Source organism: Parapedobacter luteus (assembly GCF_900168055.1).
Lineage (GTDB): Bacteria > Bacteroidota > Bacteroidia > Sphingobacteriales > Sphingobacteriaceae > Parapedobacter > Parapedobacter luteus.
Map to the genome: position 1 here is coordinate 1 of NZ_FUYS01000003.1, position 21,616 is coordinate 21,616.

The 21,616-nt window shown below is 43.6% G+C and carries 25 protein-coding genes and 1 pseudogene; 10 read left to right on the forward strand and 16 right to left on the reverse strand.

Annotated features, from left to right (window positions below; all coding sequences use genetic code 11):
• Positions 1–71: 71 nt before the first annotated feature.
• Positions 72–1,171, reverse strand: a protein-coding gene (locus B5X72_RS06510; protein WP_139378560.1) for an IS3 family transposase whose coding sequence is annotated in 2 segments (ribosomal slippage) — positions 72–919 and positions 919–1,171 — 1,101 coding nt in all. Because the reading frame shifts where the segments join, the coding sequence is not laid out codon by codon here.
• Positions 1,172–1,410: 239 nt separating this feature from the next.
• On the opposite strand from B5X72_RS06510, the gene B5X72_RS06515 reads away from it, so the two are divergent.
• The gene (locus tag B5X72_RS06515) at positions 1,411–1,674 is read left to right on the forward strand and encodes a hypothetical protein (RefSeq protein ID WP_079716057.1); all 264 of its coding nucleotides are present in this window, start codon (positions 1,411–1,413) and stop codon (positions 1,672–1,674) included.
• Positions 1,675–1,773: 99 nt separating this feature from the next.
• On the forward strand, positions 1,774–1,995 hold the full coding sequence (locus B5X72_RS06520; RefSeq protein ID WP_079716058.1) for a hypothetical protein: 222 nt from the start codon (positions 1,774–1,776) through the stop codon (positions 1,993–1,995).
• A gap of 11 nt (positions 1,996–2,006) precedes the next feature.
• Here B5X72_RS06520 and B5X72_RS06525 read toward each other — a convergent pair whose 3' ends face one another.
• From B5X72_RS06525 to B5X72_RS06540, 4 genes and pseudogenes are all read right to left on the reverse strand, one after another.
• Positions 2,007–2,840 carry a hypothetical protein gene (locus B5X72_RS06525; RefSeq protein WP_079716059.1) on the reverse strand — a complete coding sequence of 278 codons (834 nt, stop codon included), beginning with the start codon at positions 2,838–2,840 and terminating at the stop codon, positions 2,007–2,009.
• A complete protein-coding gene (locus B5X72_RS06530) occupies positions 2,837–3,664 on the reverse strand; it encodes a HipA family kinase (RefSeq protein ID WP_139378572.1) in 828 nt (275 codons plus the stop codon). Before B5X72_RS06530 ends, B5X72_RS06525 begins: the two co-directional genes overlap by 4 nt.
• 138 nt (positions 3,665–3,802) lie before the next feature.
• Positions 3,803–3,955: pseudogene (locus B5X72_RS21170) on the reverse strand (recombinase family protein); the annotation flags it as partial.
• Between the two features lie 64 nt (positions 3,956–4,019).
• Positions 4,020–4,436 carry a hypothetical protein gene (locus tag B5X72_RS06540; RefSeq protein WP_139378573.1) on the reverse strand — a complete coding sequence of 139 codons (417 nt, stop codon included), beginning with the start codon at positions 4,434–4,436 and terminating at the stop codon, positions 4,020–4,022.
• A 635-nt stretch (positions 4,437–5,071) separates the two neighbouring features.
• Between B5X72_RS06540 and B5X72_RS06550 the strand changes: the two genes are divergently transcribed.
• The 3 genes from B5X72_RS06550 to B5X72_RS06560 all read left to right on the forward strand — a co-directional run bounded on the left by B5X72_RS06550 (position 5,072) and on the right by B5X72_RS06560 (position 6,959).
• Positions 5,072–5,536 carry a hypothetical protein gene (locus B5X72_RS06550; RefSeq protein ID WP_079716063.1) on the forward strand — a complete coding sequence of 155 codons (465 nt, stop codon included), beginning with the start codon at positions 5,072–5,074 and terminating at the stop codon, positions 5,534–5,536.
• Positions 5,537–5,618: 82 nt separating this feature from the next.
• On the forward strand, positions 5,619–6,353 hold the full coding sequence (locus tag B5X72_RS06555) for a helix-turn-helix domain-containing protein (RefSeq protein WP_079716064.1): 735 nt from the start codon (positions 5,619–5,621) through the stop codon (positions 6,351–6,353).
• A gap of 72 nt (positions 6,354–6,425) precedes the next feature.
• Complete coding sequence (locus B5X72_RS06560; RefSeq protein WP_079716065.1) at positions 6,426–6,959, forward strand: dihydrofolate reductase family protein; 534 nt, start codon at positions 6,426–6,428, stop codon at positions 6,957–6,959.
• A gap of 47 nt (positions 6,960–7,006) precedes the next feature.
• Here B5X72_RS06560 and B5X72_RS06565 read toward each other — a convergent pair whose 3' ends face one another.
• Together B5X72_RS06565 and B5X72_RS06570 are read right to left on the reverse strand one after the other, a co-directional pair.
• Positions 7,007–7,474, reverse strand: a complete 468-nt coding sequence (locus B5X72_RS06565) for a PIN domain-containing protein (protein ID WP_079716066.1) — start codon at positions 7,472–7,474, stop codon at positions 7,007–7,009.
• Between the two features lie 8 nt (positions 7,475–7,482).
• The gene (locus B5X72_RS06570; protein WP_245826856.1) at positions 7,483–8,541 is read right to left on the reverse strand and encodes a helix-turn-helix domain-containing protein; all 1,059 of its coding nucleotides are present in this window, start codon (positions 8,539–8,541) and stop codon (positions 7,483–7,485) included.
• A 509-nt stretch (positions 8,542–9,050) separates the two neighbouring features.
• Here B5X72_RS06570 and B5X72_RS06575 point away from each other — a divergent pair.
• Together B5X72_RS06575 and B5X72_RS06580 are read left to right on the forward strand one after the other, a co-directional pair.
• The gene (locus tag B5X72_RS06575) at positions 9,051–9,557 is read left to right on the forward strand and encodes a GNAT family N-acetyltransferase (RefSeq protein WP_079716068.1); all 507 of its coding nucleotides are present in this window, start codon (positions 9,051–9,053) and stop codon (positions 9,555–9,557) included.
• Between the two features lie 150 nt (positions 9,558–9,707).
• Positions 9,708–10,166: a GyrI-like domain-containing protein gene (locus B5X72_RS06580; RefSeq protein ID WP_079716069.1), complete on the forward strand. Its 459-nt coding sequence runs from the start codon at positions 9,708–9,710 to the stop codon at positions 10,164–10,166.
• Between the two features lie 21 nt (positions 10,167–10,187).
• Here the strand turns inward: B5X72_RS06580 and B5X72_RS06585 are convergent, their stop codons facing one another.
• Together B5X72_RS06585 and B5X72_RS06590 are read right to left on the reverse strand one after the other, a co-directional pair.
• Complete coding sequence (locus B5X72_RS06585; protein ID WP_079716070.1) at positions 10,188–10,583, reverse strand: sensor histidine kinase; 396 nt, start codon at positions 10,581–10,583, stop codon at positions 10,188–10,190.
• Positions 10,580–12,091 (reverse strand): sensor histidine kinase, encoded by a 1,512-nt coding sequence (locus B5X72_RS06590; protein WP_079716071.1) that lies wholly within the window; start codon positions 12,089–12,091, stop codon positions 10,580–10,582. Before B5X72_RS06590 ends, B5X72_RS06585 begins: the two co-directional genes overlap by 4 nt.
• A gap of 135 nt (positions 12,092–12,226) precedes the next feature.
• On the opposite strand from B5X72_RS06590, the gene B5X72_RS06595 reads away from it, so the two are divergent.
• Positions 12,227–12,769, forward strand: a complete 543-nt coding sequence (locus B5X72_RS06595) for a DUF4269 domain-containing protein (RefSeq protein WP_079716072.1) — start codon at positions 12,227–12,229, stop codon at positions 12,767–12,769.
• Between the two features lie 26 nt (positions 12,770–12,795).
• Here B5X72_RS06595 and B5X72_RS20755 read toward each other — a convergent pair whose 3' ends face one another.
• The 5 genes from B5X72_RS20755 to B5X72_RS06615 all read right to left on the reverse strand — a co-directional run bounded on the left by B5X72_RS20755 (position 12,796) and on the right by B5X72_RS06615 (position 17,080).
• Complete coding sequence (locus B5X72_RS20755; protein WP_176146118.1) at positions 12,796–12,945, reverse strand: hypothetical protein; 150 nt, start codon at positions 12,943–12,945, stop codon at positions 12,796–12,798.
• A gap of 24 nt (positions 12,946–12,969) precedes the next feature.
• Positions 12,970–13,992 (reverse strand): type II toxin-antitoxin system antitoxin SocA domain-containing protein, encoded by a 1,023-nt coding sequence (locus B5X72_RS06600; RefSeq protein ID WP_079716073.1) that lies wholly within the window; start codon positions 13,990–13,992, stop codon positions 12,970–12,972.
• Complete coding sequence (locus B5X72_RS06605; protein WP_079716074.1) at positions 13,989–14,348, reverse strand: toxin; 360 nt, start codon at positions 14,346–14,348, stop codon at positions 13,989–13,991. Before B5X72_RS06605 ends, B5X72_RS06600 begins: the two co-directional genes overlap by 4 nt.
• A 497-nt stretch (positions 14,349–14,845) precedes the next feature.
• On the reverse strand, positions 14,846–15,730 hold the full coding sequence (locus B5X72_RS06610; protein ID WP_079716503.1) for a DMT family transporter: 885 nt from the start codon (positions 15,728–15,730) through the stop codon (positions 14,846–14,848).
• Between the two features lie 411 nt (positions 15,731–16,141).
• On the reverse strand, positions 16,142–17,080 hold the full coding sequence (locus tag B5X72_RS06615) for a ketopantoate reductase family protein (protein WP_079716075.1): 939 nt from the start codon (positions 17,078–17,080) through the stop codon (positions 16,142–16,144).
• 113 nt (positions 17,081–17,193) lie between these two features.
• Between B5X72_RS06615 and B5X72_RS06620 the strand changes: the two genes are divergently transcribed.
• Positions 17,194–18,645 carry an aminotransferase-like domain-containing protein gene (locus B5X72_RS06620; protein WP_079716076.1) on the forward strand — a complete coding sequence of 484 codons (1,452 nt, stop codon included), beginning with the start codon at positions 17,194–17,196 and terminating at the stop codon, positions 18,643–18,645.
• Positions 18,646–18,664: 19 nt separating this feature from the next.
• On the opposite strand, the gene B5X72_RS06625 is transcribed toward B5X72_RS06620, so the two are convergent.
• Both B5X72_RS06625 and B5X72_RS20915 read right to left on the reverse strand, forming a co-directional pair.
• Complete coding sequence (locus B5X72_RS06625) at positions 18,665–19,189, reverse strand: YfiT family bacillithiol transferase (RefSeq protein WP_079716077.1); 525 nt, start codon at positions 19,187–19,189, stop codon at positions 18,665–18,667.
• Between the two features lie 116 nt (positions 19,190–19,305).
• A complete protein-coding gene (locus B5X72_RS20915) occupies positions 19,306–20,400 on the reverse strand; it encodes an isochorismatase family protein (RefSeq protein ID WP_217698102.1) in 1,095 nt (364 codons plus the stop codon).
• Between the two features lie 329 nt (positions 20,401–20,729).
• Here B5X72_RS20915 and B5X72_RS06635 point away from each other — a divergent pair, with 329 nt between their 5' ends.
• A complete protein-coding gene (locus B5X72_RS06635) occupies positions 20,730–21,584 on the forward strand; it encodes an NmrA family NAD(P)-binding protein (protein WP_079716078.1) in 855 nt (284 codons plus the stop codon).
• Positions 21,585–21,616: the final 32 nt, after the last annotated feature.

The following is a 21,616-nucleotide window of genomic DNA, read 5'->3' on the forward strand; positions in this document are numbered from 1 at the left end:
TGTCGGCTTCCCCCAATTAAGACTGCGTAATTTTACAAAATTCTCATCAAATTAACCTAAACCTAACTGCCCTAACACGCCTGTTTATCGCCTTCAAAAGCCGAAAGAGTAGCATATTCCGTTGGCGACATATTACCCAGGCTGTCGTGCGGTCTGTGATTGTTGTAGTCATCCATCCATTGCCAGGTAATTTCCCTCACTTCATCCAGGGTGTCAAACAGGTAACAGTCCAGCACATTATCGCGGTAGGTCCCGTTCAATCTTTCCACAAAACCGTTCTGCGTGGGCTTGCCGGGCTGAATGTAGATAAACTCAATGCCGTTGACCATACTCCATTCCGTTAAAAGCTGGGATATGAACTCCGGGCCGTTGTCCATCCTGATTTTCCCCGGCTTACCCCTGCGTTTGATCAGGTGGTTCAATACCCAGACGACCCGGGAACTGCGCAGGGAATAGTCCACTTCGATATGCAGCGCTTCCCTGTTGAAATCATCCATTACGTTGAAAGAACGGAACCGTCGGCCATTGCTTAGTGCGTCGCTCATAAAGTCCATAGACCAGGTGTCGTTGGGCGATATGGGTTTAACAAGCGGCTGCTTTATCCTTTGCGGCAACCGCCGCTTTGCTTTCCTCCTGATGTTCAGTCCAATGAGCCTGTATACCCGGTGGACGCGCTTGTGGTTCCAGCAATGGCCCTCCCGGCGTAATCTCCTGAACGCTTTCCAGAAACCTTCACGCGGGAAATCCTCCGCTTTCTGACGTAGGGCTGATTCCACATCGCTATCGTCACGTATACTGTTATAATAGTAACACGTCTTGCTCAATCCCAACACCCGGCACGCCCTGCTGATGCCTTTCCCTGACTCCATCAATTCCTGGGCAATCTGTTTTTTCTGGCAGGGCTTCAAAGCTTTTTTGCAATCACTTCCCTGGCCGCCTCTAAATCCAGGGCAAGCTCTGCATACATACGCTTAAGCTTACGGTTTTCTTCCTCAAGTTCTTTCACACGTTTCAGCTCGCTGCCGTCAAGCCCGCCGTATCGCTGCCGCCATTTGTAAAATGAGGCGGCACTAACACCATGTTCTCGCGTGAGTTCCTGAACGCTTTTTCCTGCCTCGAACTCCTTAAGGATCCTGCTGATCTGCTCCGGTTTGAATCGTTTCCCTTTCATAATACACCGTTAAAGTTATCAATCATTTTTCTATTCTCTAACAGTCTTTTTTTCAGGGAAGCTTACACAATTACGGTTACAAAGCAAAAATTTACGGAGATAACAATTACTATAAAAAACACAGGTGTATTGAAACTGACCCACTTTCATCGCCACGTATTGGATATTGGCAGGTAGATTATTCTGACAAAGATAAATTTGCAGGAAAGAGTGTAGAAACATTTTTAAGGGACTACAATATGTATATTGAAATTGTCGAAATAAGAAAAGACGGTGTTAATATGAGTACTGCCGATTTTTCCGTTCCAGAAGAAGTTACTAAATGTTTAGAAGTTGAAGACGAATATCCATCACTTTTTGAAATGTACAAAAGTGATATAATCAAAAATTTGATTAATAAAAATTACTTAGGTAAGTGGGAATATAAAAATAAAAAAGCCGACGAAATAAGAGAAAAAGAAGACAAACTTTGCTTTGACTTTTTGAATGAACTGTATAAATAAAAGCCCAGCCAACATTGTTCTTCGATTGAACTTTAGTGCAAAATCCCGCCCATCGCCAATACGCGGCCCGTTATGTGCAAGGCTAAACGATAGACAGAAATGAAACTAAAAGACATTTTTTCAGACAATAAGACAAGAGTTTTCGTGGTGACTAATCAAGACGAAGGAGATGAACGTAATTGGATAATTGAGCCGACTGACTTTGACCTTTTGCCAGAAGAAGAAATATATATTATTTTAAAAAGTCTGCCATCAGGAATCGGTTGCAAGCTCTTCGTCATTCCGAAAAATCTGAATAAGAGAAAGAAGCAGTTAAGTTAGTTACGTTTCGATTATTCAACTATATCAAAATAGGGTAAGACCTGATGTTCAGCGACGTACTCCTCTATTTGTTGTACCTCATCAGTCGGCACCCATTGAATAGGCTTGTAATTTTTTAAGCTTTGCCAAATATCGTGATGGTCGTTCAGTTTTTTGGAAGGTTCATCGCCTACAAAGAAAAATTTAGCACCTTTCTCATGTCGTCTAATGGTGTCAACCAAAAAAAGGTGTGCTCGAACCTGAAGCTTAAGTGCATGAAGGGCTTTACCGAAATCACTCATTTCCCCTACCACCTTTACGTCATTCCTTCCGATAAATGACACTCTTGACGGAACAATTAGGCCTGCAACATCATTGTCAGTAAGCTCGACATCAAAGTTTACACGATCGCCGATTGACTTTACCAACCGTTGCTTTGCATGGGCAACGGGATCCCGCTCGCGCTCTTGCTGCCTAGGCAAAGTGAACACGAATTTTTCGAAAAGCTTATCGAATGTGTTCTCATCAAGCGCAACATTCAGCGGTACAGGCTTGGAGAAAGCAAGCAAGTTGTTTGCATAAACGGAAAGATATTCTAAATAGCTCTCGCTTAAAAAGCGCTGGCCTTTATGCACCTTTAACAGATCAGACTGGCATGATGCGGCAAGTTGCTCGATAGCGCGTAAATTTGATTTAACGAGCTGATATCCGCCATCAGGTAGCAAATCCTTAATAACGTTCAGCTTATCAACTGAATAGGAAAAATGACATTGAACACCATCAGCCATAAATAAGCCAATAGTAATGCGTTCATCCTGATTCGGACGAATACTGCAATACAGGATGGAATAAAACGTCTTCATCATGCTCCTTTTGTTAGCGGCGCCACCAATTCTCTGAAGTTGGCCTCGGTATTATTCAACCAAGTGTCGTTTTCGATAACCGCATCGCGGATCTGCTGTTCCAATTGCTGTTTATTAGAACACCATTCATCAGGCATCCCTGCAACAATATCGGGCAACACATTACCGCAATTTAATACAAAGGTAGGAAAGTTATCCAAAATAGCATTGGCCTCCTTGGCTATTTTCTTTGGATTATACAGCAAAACGTGCGCCAAATCAGCATATAAGATACTGTCTTCCGCCGTGAGTTGAGCCAGCTCCTGCCCTAATCGGCAACCATCGAAAACGTCGGAATGGTCTATTGGGATAATCTGAAATACATCGCCTAAAGATTGCACCAATAGGTTATAGTTGTTTGTGCTCCTATCGGTGTTAGCCAGCCATAAATCAAACAACGCAATCTTCAACAATGTATTCCTGCTCTGATACTTGCCTAGTTCGTGATAATTGCCCTTGAGGCCGACCAACATGTTGGATACGTCTACCGTTTCTTTCTGATAACGCAGGCCAAAGGTTGGCTTATCGAAATGGTGAGGTTGCGTCCTGTTTGAAATTACTTCGTGATTAATATGTTCAGGCAGTATGGTCACTAACGCTCCTGGTAGGTGGGGAATACCCCAAGCATGAAGAAAACAGAGTGAACAATACTCATTAATCAATTTGCCATTAGAGTCGTACTTACAAATATACTCCTCAAAGTCATCTGCCATCACCACAACAGGCCTGCTTCCACCGGTTTCTATTGCTCGGTTAATGGGTGATATGGATATTCTGGATGGCAGCAAAAGGTAAAAGCAGTTAGTTGAGGTAAAGATATGAATTTCAATGGAAAGAGAAAACTGAGGACCAAAAGGCAAATTTGGTCCTCAGGAAAAATCAGCGAATAAGACGCATTTCTGTCGGATTTTCTCTCACAAAAGTAGCTACGGTGTTTCGGTGAACACCGCGCTCCATGCAATCGTGCAAAATTTAATCTGCATAAGGTTTCGTCCTAGCCGAGACAATTCGGATACAATTAGTGTATCACCCTTTTGCATGCGATTTAGCAATCCACCAAACTTCCTGACTTCAATTTTTTTTGTGGCGCTACTGTATAGGCATACGGAGCAACCCGTCCGGACGGGCCGTCAACGCCGTGGTTCAACGGCGGGAACCTGCCGAACGGATCCGCTTTTCTACCACGGCCTCCCGTTTGCGCCAGGCGGTCACTTGCGGGTCTTCATATACCGGCAGCCCTTCATCATTCAGCAACCCCAGTGAATCAGCCAGCTTGCGGCTCAGCGCAGCCGAATCCTGGTCCCGCTCGCCGATGGCCTTCCGGTTGGCGGCCACCGCGGCCTCAGCCGCAGCAATGGCCCGGCGGATAACCTCCAATTCGGTCTTGTATTGCTTTTGCTTCCGCAGGATAACCATCATGCGGTTATAGGCATCAGCGTTCAGGCGCTTACCGCGGGTAAGTGTGCGGTACAGCTTCAGCGCCTCGGCATGCTTACCTGCTTTTTCCAGTTGCCGTGCCTCTTCCATCCGGGCGCTGGTGGCTATCTTCTTTTTTGCCATAATTAAACAGGGGGTGTGCTATCTTACCAACAGGTAAACGGCTGTTTGGTTTACGGGAGTGCCACCCCCGGTTGCTCGGCAATAACGGTTTGCCAAGCGGATGAAAAAGAAAAAATATCCAAGACAAAGAAGCTAATATGTACTGGTCGTCTATTTCTTTTAACATAATGAAGTACTTGGATTTACTGGCCGCTCCATTTTTAAAATAAAACGGATTGAAATAAATAAGGGTACCGGGCTGAAACATGGTGTAGGGTTGGTTAATGGGCAAATGCAATGGTTTACTTCAGCGATTTGGATATATCGAGATATTCAATATGATCCGCATAACGTTGTTTTTTTTCTTCATCCAACAGGGTACTGAAATCGATTTGGTGGTCGGTGGTCATAATCTTTTTTGGCCAGAAGGCCTTCTAATACACCCGTTCTGCAAAATAGATAAGGGTATTACCTATTTTTTCGATTTCATCTTGTGTAAAGATATGTGGCTGTCCCATTCGCTGCAATGTTGTCTTTTTATGATGCAAATCACGTAAAAAGGTTTGATTGTTAAAATCACTGCGCAATTATAGCGGTTGGGTGTGCAGTGTATCCGCACAGGTTTATGTATCTTCGTCTATCAATATTCATAAACTATGGCAACCAATAAACAAGCCGCAATCCGTTATAAGGTACTGGATATGTGCCTAGCAAATACACATCGGAAATATACCTTTGATGACCTGCTGGAGGCCTGCAATGAACGGCTTGTTGAAATCAACCCCAGCCATGGCGGCATCAGTGTGCGTACGTTGCGCGATGATTTGAAATATATGCGGAGCGCCGAAGGCTGGGAGGCTCCGATTGAAACGTATCGAGCGGGAAAAACTACATATTGGATCAATGAATTGGTACCAACGTTGACACAAACATTCCTTCTTGAAAAAAGGAATTTACCCATCATCGGATTTGACACCAACCAATACCTACGAGGCAGGGAGCATATCGGAAGTTTGTTTCATCATATCCTTTATAAACGGGTGGTGGCATTTACGTATCACCCGGCATTGAAACCAATCGTGACCTTGGGGGGGTCTGAAGTAAGTGGATTTCTTGATTAAAGGCAACAATAAATTAATGTTGATTTGGACGCATGTATTTACTAGTTGGCGGTCATTGTAACGAACGACACCACAGAAACCAATGAAGTACAAAAAAGTAAAACCTCACAAAGCACTAGAGCCCTTTATCCATTTCTATTGGGAGCTGAAAGGAAACGAGCTGGAGAGACAGTGGGAACGGGTTTTTCCGGATGGATGTGCCGGTATAGTAATGAATTTGGGAGATACTTGTTTGACTGACAACGGCTCGTTTTCAATGGAGTTTGGAAAAACTTATGTGGTTGGTGCAATGACTTCATTCAAAGACAGCTTTATTGATACCGATACACATTTAATAGGTGTGTGCCTAAAACCCGCAGCTTTTGCAAATTTCTATAGCTATGCCCCACAAAATGAGTTGACTAACGACACCGTTGAATTTGAAAAATCCAATTCGTTTGACGTGGATAAAACGTTTGACAATCCATTCAATTATTTTGACTGTTTCTTTTCAGATCGAATAAAAAGCAAAAGCAACCAGCTACAATCGGTTATCAACGATATACACGCAACAAACGGACAAATCGGTATGTACGAGCTATCAAAACGAAATTTCACAACGGTGAGGCAGTTGGAGCGAAATTTTAAAAAGTTCATTGGACTATCCCCAAAAGAATATTCAAACATTATCCGTTTTCAGCATGCGTTGGAGTTAATCAAAAACCCAGATAGAAATCGGAGTTTATTGGGAATTGCCTTTGAATGTGGTTATTACGACCATTCCCACCTTACCAATGAAATAAAACGGAACACAGGACTTTCCCCATCGCAGCTTTAATTTGTCGCATTTTTACAAAGTGCAAGTAGTTGTCCAGAGGTAACTTTGCACAAACATTAAAATTTAAGACAAATGCGAAAAATAGCGCTTTTCATTGCCACAAGTTTAGACGGCTACATTGCAAAACCCAATGACGACCTCAGTTTCCTGAAACTCGTTGAAAAAGAAGGTGAAGACTACGGGTATGCCGAATTTACAGACACAATTGACACATTAATCGTTGGCAGAAGAACCTATGACTATGTGCTTAAAGAAATCGGCCCATCTCATTACGACAACGGACAGCGGGATGTTTATGTCATAACAAGAACTGAAAGACCTCAAGTAGGCAGAACGTTTTTCTATACCGGAGACATAGCCGAGTTAGTCAAAAGGTTAAAATCTGAAGAAGGAAAAAATATATATTGTGACGGTGGAGCTGAAGTAATAAATGAATTGTTGAAACACGACTTAATTGACGAGCTTATAATTTCGGTCATCCCCGTTTTATTAGGCAATGGAACACGGCTTTTTAAAGACGGAAGACCTGAACAAACACTTGAATTTATCACAGTCAAAACATTTGAAACAGGATTGACGCAACTGCATTATAAGCGGAAGGAATAAACAACAAACCGTTCAGCGGTAAAAATTCCTGCCTGCAAGGCGGGCTCTTACAAAACCCGCTCATAACGAATTGAATTGACCGTGAAGCAGGAGATTTCAAATGTGTCAGTAAGAGCCGCCCCAATACGCTCCTGCCTGACCAGTTCGTCAAAAATCCATAACATACCATGATAATCGATCGACTTCCTTTTAGCAAAATTACGCACCACCTTATCACTGCTTAATACCATAGCATCGAGACGCTCAGCTAAATATAGCACAGTGCAATCCATCTCCGATAATGAGCGTGGAAAACCAAATCCACGCATTGCTTCACGATCCGATTGCTGAAGGATATGTACGGTAAGTTTATCCATGGATCGGTATGCCGACAATAGTTGACGCTGCTCTTCATTAAGTTCATTGAATACATCAAGTGAGGTGTGTACCTCAATATCCAATTCGAAAAACGGCACCACTAAGTCCAATAGGTGAAGATCGATAAAAATACAGGCGTCGGTGATAGCAAGCTTCATTACCTATCTTACATAACCAACGATTGGCTCCTGAAGTCGGAGAGTTTCATATTCTTAAGTGCTGCTCCTTTGCTTATTGAAATCAACTCTTCGGCGATTGCCCGATAGAGCAATTGGTCAAACCGGGTTGCTTTTTCAACACCGACATAAACAGTTGGTTCTTCATTGCGCCACCCCATCTGTTTCATCATATTAAAAAATTGGTTTTTATAATTGTCATTGACAATATTAAGCAAATTGGCCCGATAAACCAATGCTTGCATGGATATCCCATATTGACTTTTTATATGACCGAGCTCAGTAACTGAAAGCCGGTTTCGGTGAGCACCTAGCTCTTCGCGGATAGTCTGTTCTGGCAGAAGCATTGCTCCTGCAAACTGGTGGCATAATTTCTCTCGCTGATTGTCGGTTAGTTGCGGATCGAACTTCAACAGCAAATGACCAAGCTCATGCAGCAAGGTGAAACGTACGCGATCAAGTTTATCAGCAATATTCCTGTTATAAGCAATAACCGGGATATTACCATTTACCTTGGTTTGCAAACCGTCAAATGAAATTTCAGCATCGATTTCGACAACCTTGATGTGCTTGTCTTCCAACAATTCAGGGATATTAAAAATCGGCCCCAATCCCAGGTTCCAAGCCTTTCGGAGCTCGAGTGCGGCTTCATCGATTTGCTTAAACTCACGTATTACGGGAAAATCCTTCAATGGATCTTTAAACTCGTATCTGATACCTAACAGTTCCTCCAGCTCCAAATACCGCGATAGGTATTCTCGGGTTTGTTCGATGATCTTCTGTTCCTCTTTGGCGGGCATGCGCTTAAGCTTACGGTATTCGATCGGACCAAGCTCTACCGCCATCGGTCTGAAAAAATAATCCGGACGCACATTAAGCGCATCGCTTATCAGCGATAGTTTTTCACTATCCGGCACCACCTCTCCTTTCTCATACTTATGTAATGCCTGTTTGGTCACTTTGTTACCCAAGGCATCGGCAAGTCCCTGCAAAGAAAATCCGTTCAGTAGGCGGGCTGATTTAAATCGTTCTCCAAATAGTTGGTTCATAGCTATCATACTCCTTCGGTTAGTTTGACAAACAAATCGCGAGAAGGTTTACAAAAGTAATTATATTTTTAATTTTGTCAACCAAAAATGTAAATCTGTCAGACTTTGTCACGAGAACAATACGCGGCTGCGCGAATACATCGTCAAAGGCTTCACCATGAACGACGAGCTGCTGAAGACGACCCCAGATCAAACAAAGAATCTGTTGGCGTCTAAAATCGCTTGGTTGACCGCGGGTACTGACCCCATGAGATTTCGAACGAATTTCGTTGCGGGGCATGTTGCTCCTAGTAATTGGTAAGCATTGCGAACTCCTCTTTCGGATTGGGCTTTTACTAATTAGTTATTATATTTAACCCGACCTGAGTGACCCGGGCCTAAAACGAGCTCAACTTCGGTTGGATATGAAAAACTGAACTGCCGAGATGATTATGGCTCAACCCAGCTTCACGTTGACTTCGATACGATGCTATGAGTCGTATAATTACATACATTTTAATTGTTCAAATATGGAATATACATTTAGAAAGGCGGAGATTACAGATTTGCAACCGGTTTGGGATATACTGCAGCAGGCTATTATCCGGAGAAAACAGGAAGGCAGTAACCAATGGCAGGATGGTTATCCCAATCCTGGTGTAATACAAAAAGATATTGAGCGGGGGGCTGGATTTGTTCTGATGGACAAAAGTACGATTATCGGTTACGTTGCAATACTGGTGAATGATGAACCCGAATATGCAAAGATCGAAGGTAAATGGTTAACGGACGGCGAATTCGTTGTTGTTCACCGTATAGCTATTGCAGAAAACTATGTAGGAAAAGGTTTGGCCAAAAGGATTCTTGCATTCGTTGAAGATTATGCGATTGACAACCATATTCGCAGTGTCAAGGCGGATACCAACTTCGATAATATGGCGATGATGAAGACGTTTGAAAAGTTGGGATATGTCTATTGCGGAGAAGTGTATTTCAGGGGGAGTCCAAGAAGGGCTTACGAGAAGATACTGGCGTGATCTTATGACGGCTACTTTAAATTTTAAGCTTTGGCGTCAGGCGGGCTGACGGACCGTTATGTGCAAGCATAGCGGACGCCCCAACAAACGGACGATTGGCGGTCATTGTAAACCGGCTGCATCAAACAAAATCAATAAACAGCATGAATTATGGCAGAAAAAAAAGACGCTTTTAAATTAGTCGGACTAAGACTAAATGGTAAGACAACTAATCAAAATAACCAATCCAGCAAAGATTGCGGCAATTTGTGGCAAAAATTTGAAGCTGATAAAGTTTTCGACCTTATTCCGGAAAAATTGTCTAATGAAGTGTTTGCTGTTTATTTTGATTATGAAAAGGATGAGACAGCCCCTTTTTCATACTTTATAGGTTGTAAAGTACCTGATCATGTTGCTACTCCCAACGGACTTGAAGTACTTGTAATCCCTAGTCAAACCTACACAAAGTTTACAGCGAGGGGTAAAATGACGGCTTGTATCACTGACACTTGGAAAGGAATATGGAATTCAGACATTAAACGAAAATTTGCTTTTGATTTTGAGGTCTATGACGAAAGAAGCCAGAATTGGGACAATGCAGAAGTTGATATTTATATTTCAATAAAATAATACGCCGGAGGTGTCCTTTTGCTATGGCAAGTGTTCTTCGATGTGGCAGCTCGGAACGTCTATTTCAAAATAGAATATCGAACCCCTGCCTTCCTCGCTTTCGACCAGAATATTGCTATTATGGTAGCGCAGGATTTCTGAAACAAGGTAAAGTCCTATACCGAAGCCGGTTGTGTTTTTTATTTTTTCGTTATTTACACGATAGAAACGTTCAAACAATCTTTTTTGATCTGCAGCACTGATCCCTATACCTTCGTCACGTACGGATATGATAACTTTTCCGGCCATTTTTTCGGAGCCAATGGTTATGGTGCTTCCGGCTGGAGAGTACTTGATCGCATTGCTGACCAGGTTCATCAGCACCTGTCCTATTTTTTCGCGATCGGCGTATAGGGTCGCGGGTTCACTGCCTGTCACTTGAAAAAGTGTTTTGTGCCTAACAATTTGGCATCATCCACAATTTCGCTCACCAATGCATCCAATTCGAAAACCTCCTTCCGGAGCTCGATTTTCCCTCCTTCGATTCTCGCCAAACTGAGAAAGCCCTGAATCATCGAACCCATTTTTTTTGCCTGCGCCTCGATTCTTGACATCACACGCCAACTGAAATCATCACCAGCCTTTTTGGAATGGTTCATCAATATCTGCGCAAACCCGGTGATAGCGGTCAATGGCGTTTTCAGTTCGTGGCTGGCCATCGCTACGAAATCATTCTTTCGCCGTTCCTCCTGTTTTTTTCCGGTTATATCCCTGGTTATTTTGGATATGCCGATGATATTTCCCCCCGCATCCTTGATGGGTGATAGGGTGAGGGACACGTCCAAAAGGTTTCCTTTCTTCGTCAGGCGTTTTGTATCGAAATGCTCCACCTCCAAGCCGCTCCTTAGCCGTGAAAGAATATGCGCTTCCTCGTCCTGCCGGTCTTCGGGCACTATTTTCAAAATTGTCTGGCAGACCATTTCTTTAGCGGTATAACCGAACATCCGCTGTGCCGAAGCGTTCCAGCTGGTGACGATTCCGTCCAAAGTTATGCTAATAATAGCGTCATTGGAAGTCCTGATAATGGCTGCCAACTGAGCACTTTTTTCTTCTGCCTGTTTAATGTCGGTAATATCCAGCATCGTGCCGGTGAACCGCGTTGAATCCTTTTTGGCGTCCAGGTAAACAGCGCCCTGTACCCTTACCCAGCATAGCCTATGGTCGTCAAACCGGTGGATTCTAAATATTATATCGTAAAGGCCGTCGATGCCCGATTCGGTCGAGCGTTTTACCTCCTGGTCTACCTGTTGCCGGTCATCCGGATGGATGAGATCTGAGAGCTTTTCAAAAGAAACCGGTTCTTCCGAAGGGAAGCCGCATATCCTTTTACCCTCCGCTGATAAGTAGATATTCGCTGTTTGGGTGTCCCAGTCCCACGTACCAAGATTGGTGGACGTTATGGCCATCCTTAACCTCGCTTCGCTTTCTTCCAGTTGAAGCAGTAAGCTATTCCTTCTCTTCTCCTCTTCGACGATTGATGTGACGTCCTTGGTAAAGCATCTTGTGTGTACGAACTTACCGTCCGTCCTCAGGACATTGGAGCTGATCAATACGTGCCTGATCGATCCATCTTTGCATTTGAGCCTGGCCGAATAATTATGGAGCGTTTCATTATTGGACAGGCGGGTCAGGATATCCTGTATAGTCTCCGGATCTGCATGAAAATTACTGATGGGCAATCCGACATACTCTTCCTTTGTGTAGCCAAGCACATCCAGCTCGGCTTGGTTAGCCCAAATAATGATACCTTCTCCATCCACCCAGTGAAGCGGTATGGAGGCATTTTCGAAAAAGTCGGCCAGTTCGTCATTTCTGAGTTTAAGCGCTGCGTTCTCCTTTTCCAGCCGGGCAAGCTTTTCATATAGTTCATTTATACCTTCCATCATCACGTCACAATACTCCCTTTGATTATTTCAGAATTTTAGGCCAAGATAGCAATTCACAATTGTAGCTATTCCATCATTTAAGATTTTAAGTTGAACGTAAGGGAAATTAGAAACTGAAAAACTAAGTTTGTGAATATGAATTTTGACAATATAGAATATTTGCAACATGGCAACGACCGACAACGACAAGCATATTCGATCTTGACGAACAATCGAGTTTTATCAAAACTTAAGCAGTTTGACCCCATTCTTGTGGGGACAATACCCATAAACATTGACATTGAAAATAGCGACCTTGATATTATTTGCTGTTTCGCGGACAAACAAGAGTTTCAAAAATCAGTCAAAGACAATTTTAGCAACGAAAGAAGTTTTACGATCAGGGAGCAGCCAAGTTTAGACACCCTGGCTATTGTTGCCAATTTCTTTTTGGACGGTTTTGAAATTGAGATTTTTGGACAACGTATTCCGACAAGACAACAATTTGCATACAGACATTTAATAGTTGAACATAATTTGCTGAACAAACACGGAGAAAAATTCAGACAACAAATTATTGAACTCAAACGGCAAGGACGGAAGACGGAACCAGCATTTGCATTGGCACTTGGGCTGACAGGCGACCCTTACACCGAGCTACTAAAATTTGAAACGAATGACAAAAGCCCGAACTGCTAACATTATGTTGGCAATAGGCGACCATATCAGGTTTTCTGTTGTAACTCCTGCTGTAACTCGTGCTGCGCTACATAATCTTTATTGACAAACTGCACCTGGAATTGTAACCCGCCACGCTCAAACCATTTGAATTCTATTTTGGGATAGCCCTTCAGTTCATCGGCTATCAATTTCAACCCGTTGCCCCATTTAGTCGATTGTTAATCCAACAAACCAATACGCTCCCCCACTCCAAACGCATATCGCTGATAATCGATAAGTTGCCTGTCACCATGGTTATCCTTCCAAGCCTGCTCCTCATGGCTGAGATGCACTATCTCACCGGTACTTCTCCCCCTGAACACCCGGGCGACAAATTCGAGGATGTGCAGCTCCCCTTCCGTAAATTCGTGTTCATCGAAAGACATATTTGGGTAGTAAACCTCCAAGTACTGGTCATCCTTGCCGTTCCGTTCGTCAACCAAAACCTTCCCGTCATCCTGTAGCCGCAGGTACAGCCGTCCATATTCGGCGGGTACAGGACCGTATGGGATGGCACGGTATTGCAAACCGGTAATGGAATACCCGTGAGCCTTATATGCCAGGAAATCGGTATAGAAGAGCAGTTTATTGAGCTTGGTCTTATACAGGTTGCCGATATGCTGTTCAAAATAGGCTATCGTTTGTGCAATACGTGACAGGCTCAGCCGCCGATAGCCGTTATACGAATTGGGCGGATCTTCACGCAACATGATTTGCGAAAGTTCGAGGTCATATAAGACATCGTTGCGCTGGTCGATTAATGACTGCGCCTTGGCGATAAACTTATTTACTTCGCGTTCGTCCAAAAAATGACTGCTGGCAGCTACCTGCCGGATGAACTCCTCTGGCTCCCGTACGGACAGGATAAGCCGACCGTTGGCGACTGTGGGCATTTCTCCCGCTTCATACAGCCGATAGGTATTGGCCCCCAGCCCCAATATCTCCGACATCTTGGCGGCAGATACGCCATACTGCTCGCGGATCTGCCGGATTTCCTCCGGAAAAGGGATACCGTATTTCTCCCGGTATTGGTTGGTGGCCTGAACCGTGTTGAGCGTGTCCAATCGGCCATCGGTAAACCGCTCGCCGCTATCCTCACACAAATAATAATGGTACACGATGTTAAACGTTTCCTTGCGGAACGTAAGGGTGTCCGCTTCGCGGACCAGTTTCATTGGTTTTCCTGTGATCGGGCTGTTCATGTTTTCTCCTTTTTAAAAGGATAGTTGATGGGGTGCTCCGCCGGATGGAATGATATGCAAATGACCGGATTGCTTGTTGTCCCCATTGATATTTTTATATATAGTTCGTTGTTCTTATATCTTTTGCCGAATACCCACATGCTGGCTATGCCATATAGCCTATCATCCAGCGGGCCTTCGCTATAATCAGTAACCGTGAGCGACTCCACGATTTCACCTCGCTTGACTGGCGTAATCTCCAAATCCAACAGCGTCTGCGCATTCTTTGGTCTGCTATCTCTGAAAATGATGCCAAATACGCTGCACTTGGCAAAGAACTCTTGCAGGAAATGGGAAACGTCGTCTTTTGTGGCCACGGCAATACGGAATTAAATGGATACATCAAACATTCCCCCCATCTCTTCGCAAGAAACAACTTATCCGTGACAAGTTTCCCACATGTTAAAAATCCCTAATCCTCACTGATACAAATCGAGGCGGTTTTCCATCGTTTATGTAAACACAAACATACAACTAATAAGTTGAATAAAAAAATATTTGTTTTCATTTTTGCACTTATTAGTTGATATCAATCATGGTTGATATCAAGAACATCTCACTTATTGTTTACGCCACATAACGGCTTGCTCGTATACGTAACGCGCAGCCGTATTGGAGTTATCGAGTGGTACTATTTCGGCCCCTGCCATGAAGCCTTTTGACCCGGTCTCCGTACAGGCCCCCTACAAATATGACAGGAATGATCCCGAAGAAGGTTGCCCAAAACATGGGTTTGCATACGTTAGGTTTTTATCTGATTGTGAAGATTGCCGGCAGCAATAGGTGATAATGAACATAGTTGATCTTAATTTAGTCAGGATCGGCGGGACAGCAGAAATACGGTCAAAATGATTGATGAAGCCCCCAACCAATCCATAGCTAGGAACGAAACGTCTAGCCATAGCACAGCGATCAGCGTAGCGGAAAGCGGCTCAGCAGACGTCAGCACGCTGGCAGTCTGGCCGCCGATGAGTTGTACGGCCTTCAGGTACATGTAAAACGGTATCAATGTTCCGAAAAACACCACAAATAAGCTATTGGCGTAGGTATACCCGTCCCAGATACCATCCACCTCCCACGGCGGTTTGATCAACGATATAGCCACACCACCCACGAACAACCCCCAACCGATAACCGTCGTTGCACTGTATCTGGCAAGTAGCTTCCCGGGCATTAAGGTGTAAAGCGCTAAACTCACGGCAGAAGCTATACCGAACGCAAAAGCCAGCGGTGAAATATTCAACGAGCCGATATCCCCGTGGGTGACCAAGAGAAACGTGCCTAAAATGGCCAATGAAATCGCAAAATAGCCCCTGAGGCTTAGCCGCGTGCGGAAACGTACTGCAAGGTAAATAGCGATCAATACCGGTGCCGAAAACTGCAAGATGGTTGCGGTAGCGGCATTGGAGTGCTTTATTGCGGCAAAATAGGTGTATTGTACAGTCAACATACCCACGACACCAAAAACCAGCAGACGCCGCCGGTCGCTCTTGTTGCGCCATATTGCCCAGATATGGACATCTTTCTGTATGAGCGCCAGGATTAATAACAGAATGCCGGCTCCGAGCATCCGCACTGCCATCAGCCATTCCACGCTCATGGCGCGTTGCTGGAACAAAAACTGACCGGACGTGCCGGATACACCCCACAATATTGCCGCTGACAGTGCCATGAGCACTCCTTTTGCATGGTTATTCATTGCATCAACCCAGATTTCGCCAAAAATAGCTTGAAAAGGTGATATAATTATCATCAAAAAAAGCAATCATGGATTAGCCATGGAGCTCTAGGTTGCCGTCCGCCAGATATTGATGAAATTGCAAAGCATCTATTGATTAATTTGCAATCTTCCCACTTCCGCTACGCACAAAAATCAAAAACCCGGCATTCATCAGTGCTACTTTGGGTTGATAATCAATATCATAAGCTTTTTAAACTTATTACCAGTTAATCACAGCATAACTACTTTATAAAAAAAAGACCCAAGTGATAAAGTCTGCTGAAAACTCGACAAACCGATGTGCTACAAAGGAGGGGACAAACAAGAAGTCTCCTTGTTGAAAAACTATACTATTTTGTTTTTATAAAAATGCCTGGTTGAGTACACGTTTCAAGTGCTTTTTAACGCGAGCTCAGATTTTATTTTCGTGAGTTCACCTAATAGCCTTGTCTCCCGGACGGCGTCCTGCTGATGTATCTGTTCGGCTATCCTCACTATTTCAGCGTTTAACGTTTCTATTTCGGTTCTTTTATTGCGCCGTATGTCTTGTAAGGTCGATATCGTTTGTCCATCGGACAACCGGCTTATTTGAACTAAACCACGCTCTACGTCATCAGGCTGCATTGCTATTCCTTTTGCATGAGCAATAGTTGTGCATTCAGCGATGACTCTACGGGCAATTTTCAACGCTCCAGGATTTCTGTGGAAGATACCATTGTCAATTTCCAATAACGGGCAAACCGAATTGAACACGCAATTGATGATCGCTTTTTTCCATACTATATGCTGAATATGTACTTCACGCTTAAATCCGAAATTTGGGGTATTTAGATGGGCGACGATATTGTTGAGTTGCTCTTTATCACCATGCTCTATTCCCACAGGGCAAGTTGCCACAGGCTTAAACCGCACGGCAACTTCATCGATCGACTGACTTGTCACAAAGAGAACACAGCGGTACACGTACTGGTATCCATGCTCCAAAAACGGTTGCTCAATGCCCAAGCCGTTTTGTAGGAGTACTAGGGGTGAGTCGCCTATTTTTGACTTTAATGTGCCAGCCAGTTTTTCATTCCCAAAAGATTTGGTTGCAACAACAACAATACCGTCAATTTCGGTAAGGGAATTCAGTGTTGCAACCTCCACGTCCGCCTCGTGTAGAACGCCCTTCTCCATTTCGACAGCGAAACGGCGGATTGTTGTACGACCGTCATCTACGCTTCCTCTGATCATGGTAACTTTTCTGCCCGCTTGAGAAAGGAAAACGGCAAGTGCTTTGCCAATAGCCCCTGAACCTACGATAAATAGGTGTTTATGGTAGAAGTTCATTATTAACTGTTTTTTACATGTTTGCGATACTGTCAAACAAAATTCGGCAATATATTCTCATGGTAGCAGATGCAGTTTTGTTATTTTTGTTGGTAGCAGTCTGAAAATACGGAATGAAGAAAACACAAAACAAGTCGGAGTTCGCTTATATGCGTATCGCTAAAATTATTGAGCAACAAATCCTGAACGGGACGTTGCGTACCGGTGATAAGCTCCCTTCGCTACGGACTATATGCCGTGAATATGGTGTAAGCCAAAATACGGCATTAAGTGCGTATTATTATTTAGAGTGTAAAATGTTGATTGAGACCCGACCTCAGTCGGGATATTATGTGCGGTATTCAAAAACGAAAATTCCGGCGCTTCCCCAGCTTACCACTCCCGAGGCCGAAGCGAATTATGCCGACAGTGAATTGTTGGTACGTAAGATTTATGATAGCTTGGGGGAAGATGGTCATTTACCGCTTGCCCTGGGGACCCCGGCAAATGAGTTGTTGCCCATAGCAAAGCTCAACAAAGGTCTTATGATGGCAACAAGGGAGCTGAAAGGGAGCGGCGTTATGTACGACAAAACGGAGGGAAATGAGCGGTTACGCCGTCAGATTGCCCGATGGTCTTTTGCAATGGAGTGTAATTTGAAGCATGATGAGATCATCACCACGAGCGGCTGCCTGAACGCGCTGTCATATTGTTTGATGGCATTGACCAAAAAAGGAGATACGGTAGCAATGGAAAGTCCTGTTTCGTTCGGCATGTTACAACTCGCTCAGGTATTAGGTGTCAAAGTATTGGAATTGCCGTCTGATCCTCAGCATGGTGTTGATTTGAACGCATTGGAAGATGCGTTAAGAGAAAATAAGATAAATGTATGTCTCTTTATCAGCAATTTCAGCAATCCGCTGGGCAGCTGCATGCCCGATGAAAACAAGAAACAGACGGTGCGCCTCCTTGAAAAATATCATGTTCCGCTGATTGAGAATGATCTCAATGGTGACGTATATTTTGGCCAGCAACGTCCCAAATCCTGCAAGACCTACGATGAAAGCGGCCTGGTATTGTGGTGCGGTTCGGTATCAAAAACGCTCGCTCCCGGCTATCGGGTGGGATGGGTTGCTCCGGGAAAGTTCAAAGATGAGGTAAGGCGTATGAAACGCTACCACAATATTTCATCGACTTCCATCACTCAGGAAGTTATTGCCGGGTTTCTTGAAACAGGCCGGTATGAGAACCACCTTCGCAAACTAAGGCATACGCTCCACGGCAATCTACTCAAATTTTCACGGGCCATTTCGGATTATTTTCCTGACGGAACAATGGCCAGCAGACCGCAGGGCGGGTTCGTTATTTGGGTGGAACTACCTAAAGCCGTTGATACCATCGCATTATATGAGCAATGCCTGCGACATAAAATCAGTTTTGCACCGGGCAGAATTTTCACCCTGCAAAATCAATACGAAAATTGCCTCCGATTAAATTACGGATTGTTATGGAACGAGCGATTGGAACGCGATCTAGAAATGCTTGGTAGCTTTGCGAAACGTTGGAATTTGTTTGATAGTTATTGAGTATATCGTAAATATGCTTCTACTTTTCCTGGCCCGTTGCGGTCACTAACCTAATATGAGCCAAGTGATGCTTGCAATGCCATGCATACATGCCAACAACTTCGTCCAAAGGAACTGGCCGCCCTTGTTCAGGATGAATGTATGTCCTTTTTAGATCTTCGTCTCCAAGGCTTTCAAGTATTCTACTCCATCGTTCGTGTAATCCTTTTAAAAGGTTTAGCGAGGGTTCCAAACGAATTCTACTGTCAGGCAATTCGGCCCATAACGCTTCATGATAAGGCTTGATAATCGGATTAGTTTCGGTAAGCGCCAACTTAAAACGTATAAAGGCATTCATATGGCTATCTGCACAATGGTGGACAACCTGTCTTACCGTCCAGCCGCCATCTCTGTAGGGAGTATCCAGCTGTGCATCCGTTAAAGATAAAACCTCCCGGGCAATTTCTTTCGGGAATTCGGCTATAATCCTTATCCATCCCGAAAGCTCCTGTTTGCCGATAAGGTTAGGTCTCTCAAACTGTCCGATTGGGTATCTTACATCCATTGTTCGCTGTTTCTAAATATTTACTAAATAATTCCATCTGTGTGCATCTGTACTGATCGGCCAACTCTGCTCGCTTATTCGCCGTTCTTCGACCAAAAATACCTAAATCCGGGCATTTAAAAGGTCAACTTCATCATGACATCGGCTCTTTTGTATTTTGTTTTATCTATCTCCGTTTCGTTGAAACCTAATTTCCGATATATATTCAGGGCATCCGCTAAACGTGTATGTGAGAAAAGTACCAGCTCTTTCACTCCAAGACGTTTGGATACGGATATCGCCTGAGTGCAGAGCATTTTGCCGATTCCACACCCTCGGTGATTCTCATGTACGGTCATCTTGGTCAATTCCAAACGACCGTCATCCATTTTTTTCAAGGCAGCCGTACCGATAGGTTGCCCGCCTTTTAAGGCGAACAGGATTTTGCCACCATTTTTGAGTATAGCCTCTTCCGGATTGGACAATACGTATTCGTCAACCGGTTCTATATCGAAATACTGATTTAGCCACGCCATATTCAATGTCTTGAAAGCGTCTTTATAGACCGGGTGATAATCGGTGATTAGTGTTCCACTTTTGAAAAAAAAATCTACGAGGGCAAGATCGTCGAAGATATGAATACCGATATTCTGCATTTCTTCTAAGCCTCTATCGTAGACACCCGATATTGCAGACGGGATCATTGCAAGCTTGTAATCCCGTTCGCTGGCTTCGTACATGGTTGTGCGTGGACAATTCGGGAAATTACAACCGGCAACAAAAAGCGAAGTTATTCCGTTTGATTGCAGCACATCATGTAATGTCGTGTTGTAAAATGCACCCCACCTCGGTTTGTACAAGATGTAGTCATTATCACCACACCGGATGACCTTTCCCTTAAGAAGCTCGTCATGAGCGTACGGGCTATCGGTTTCAGGCAGTAATTCATCAATGATTTCCGCACCCTGACTATCGGGAGCTACTATATGTTTACCGGACGAAATAAGCGCTCTACGGCATAGTTCAGCATTACTTCCGTCTGGATAATATAGGCGCATCATATGGAACACAGGTCTGCCGTATTTCCTGAATATACGTGTTAGAGAAGCAAGGTGGGGAATTATCTCTTCTGTTCCATGGACATAGGCTTGGCCTTGAGGACTTGCGAAATCGTACTGCATATCTATAATAAGCAATGCAGATTTTTCCTGCTCTAAGTTGTTATTCGTCATACACAAAAATCATAAAACTAAATTTATGATAACAGATACAAATTTTAATTTTTCAATAGGAGCAGTTTATCTCTTACGCGTTACGCCAAAAGCAACAGAAAATCCAACCCATGGGATATTAAAAGTTCTGCATGGGATAGCCCTGCAGATACGATGAGTCTATGCCTCTAGCTGATTTCATTGACTTTGACGTGTTGAAGTTGGACATTAATGATATGGTTATCCTACGCTTAGCTCAAAAAAAGGATGCAATATTTGCCCACCCCTGACATACAGTTGTCACCACCCCTGTTTAATTTTGCCGTATCATTAACTAAAAACTAAAATCTATGAATATAATTGTAGGAGCAACAGGACAAGTAGGCTCAAATCTTATCAGCGAACTAAAAAACAACGGCTTTCCTGTAAGGGCTGTCGTGAGAAATCCCGACAAACTTTCTGACAAAACCATTGAAACCCGAACTGCGGATTTGTTTAATGAAGAACAACTTACAGAAGCGTTTAAAGGCGGAACGACTGTTTTTGTCTTGACTCCCGAAAACCCAACCTCAAACGATATCATTGAAGACACCAAACGAATAATTGAAAACTACAAAAAAGCTATTCAGGCAACAGGAATAAAAAAGGTTGTTGCCTTATCTTGTGTAGGCGCACACATTGAAAGCAATACAGGCAATGTTTTGATGTCGCGGATTTTGGAACTGGCGTTAGCCGATTTGGAAATAGAAAAAGTATATATCAGACCGTCCTATTACTTTAGTAATTGGTTGGGATATTTGGAAACCATTGAACAATACGGGGTGTTGCCAACCTTTTTTCCCAAGGATTTGAAAATCGAAATGAATTCGCCTATTGACTTGGCAAAATTTATTGCCCAAATAATGACCGGCACATCATCGGAAATGAAAAGAATATATGAACTAACAGGGCAAAAATACAGTTCGCTTGACGTTGCCAATGCGTTTTCTAGATTGCTTAATAAAAATGTATCGGTGCAATCCATTCCGCAAGACAAGTGGAAAGAAACGCTTATATCTGTCGGCTTTACTGAAAACACGGCAAACAACCTATCCGATATGACACAAGCCGTTATTGACAACAAAACCGTTCCCGAACGGCCAAACGACACGATAAAACTTCCTACGACATTAGAAAAATATCTTGACGTACAATTGAATAAATAGTACCGAACCGGCAACATAGTAATTACTTAAGA

Excerpts from the sequence above, each read along its gene's own strand:
- B5X72_RS06590 (WP_079716071.1), bottom strand. The coding sequence starts at position 12,091 with ATGATGGAAGGTATAAATGAACTATATGAAAAGCTTGCCCGGCTGGAA.
- B5X72_RS06610 (WP_079716503.1), bottom strand. The coding sequence starts at position 15,730 with ATGAATAACCATGCAAAAGGAGTGCTCATGGCACTGTCAGCGGCAATA.
- B5X72_RS06525 (WP_079716059.1), bottom strand. The coding sequence starts at position 2,840 with ATGATGAAGACGTTTTATTCCATCCTGTATTGCAGTATTCGTCCGAAT.
- B5X72_RS06635 (WP_079716078.1), top strand. The coding sequence starts at position 20,730 with ATGAATATAATTGTAGGAGCAACAGGACAAGTAGGCTCAAATCTTATC.
- B5X72_RS06560 (WP_079716065.1), top strand. The coding sequence starts at position 6,426 with ATGCGAAAAATAGCGCTTTTCATTGCCACAAGTTTAGACGGCTACATT.
- B5X72_RS06580 (WP_079716069.1), top strand. The coding sequence starts at position 9,708 with ATGGCAGAAAAAAAAGACGCTTTTAAATTAGTCGGACTAAGACTAAAT.
- B5X72_RS06595 (WP_079716072.1), top strand. The coding sequence starts at position 12,227 with ATGAATTTTGACAATATAGAATATTTGCAACATGGCAACGACCGACAA.
- B5X72_RS20915 (WP_217698102.1), bottom strand. The coding sequence starts at position 20,400 with ATGACGAATAACAACTTAGAGCAGGAAAAATCTGCATTGCTTATTATA.
- B5X72_RS06615 (WP_079716075.1), bottom strand. The coding sequence starts at position 17,080 with ATGAACTTCTACCATAAACACCTATTTATCGTAGGTTCAGGGGCTATT.
- B5X72_RS06620 (WP_079716076.1), top strand. The coding sequence starts at position 17,194 with ATGAAGAAAACACAAAACAAGTCGGAGTTCGCTTATATGCGTATCGCT.
- B5X72_RS06515 (WP_079716057.1), top strand. The coding sequence starts at position 1,411 with ATGTATATTGAAATTGTCGAAATAAGAAAAGACGGTGTTAATATGAGT.
- B5X72_RS06600 (WP_079716073.1), bottom strand. The coding sequence starts at position 13,992 with ATGAACAGCCCGATCACAGGAAAACCAATGAAACTGGTCCGCGAAGCG.
- B5X72_RS06575 (WP_079716068.1), top strand. The coding sequence starts at position 9,051 with ATGGAATATACATTTAGAAAGGCGGAGATTACAGATTTGCAACCGGTT.
- B5X72_RS06520 (WP_079716058.1), top strand. The coding sequence starts at position 1,774 with ATGAAACTAAAAGACATTTTTTCAGACAATAAGACAAGAGTTTTCGTG.
- B5X72_RS06625 (WP_079716077.1), bottom strand. The coding sequence starts at position 19,189 with ATGGATGTAAGATACCCAATCGGACAGTTTGAGAGACCTAACCTTATC.
- B5X72_RS06550 (WP_079716063.1), top strand. The coding sequence starts at position 5,072 with ATGGCAACCAATAAACAAGCCGCAATCCGTTATAAGGTACTGGATATG.
- B5X72_RS06540 (WP_139378573.1), bottom strand. The coding sequence starts at position 4,436 with ATGGCAAAAAAGAAGATAGCCACCAGCGCCCGGATGGAAGAGGCACGG.
- B5X72_RS06555 (WP_079716064.1), top strand. The coding sequence starts at position 5,619 with ATGAAGTACAAAAAAGTAAAACCTCACAAAGCACTAGAGCCCTTTATC.
- B5X72_RS06570 (WP_245826856.1), bottom strand. The coding sequence starts at position 8,541 with ATGAACCAACTATTTGGAGAACGATTTAAATCAGCCCGCCTACTGAAC.
- B5X72_RS06565 (WP_079716066.1), bottom strand. The coding sequence starts at position 7,474 with ATGAAGCTTGCTATCACCGACGCCTGTATTTTTATCGATCTTCACCTA.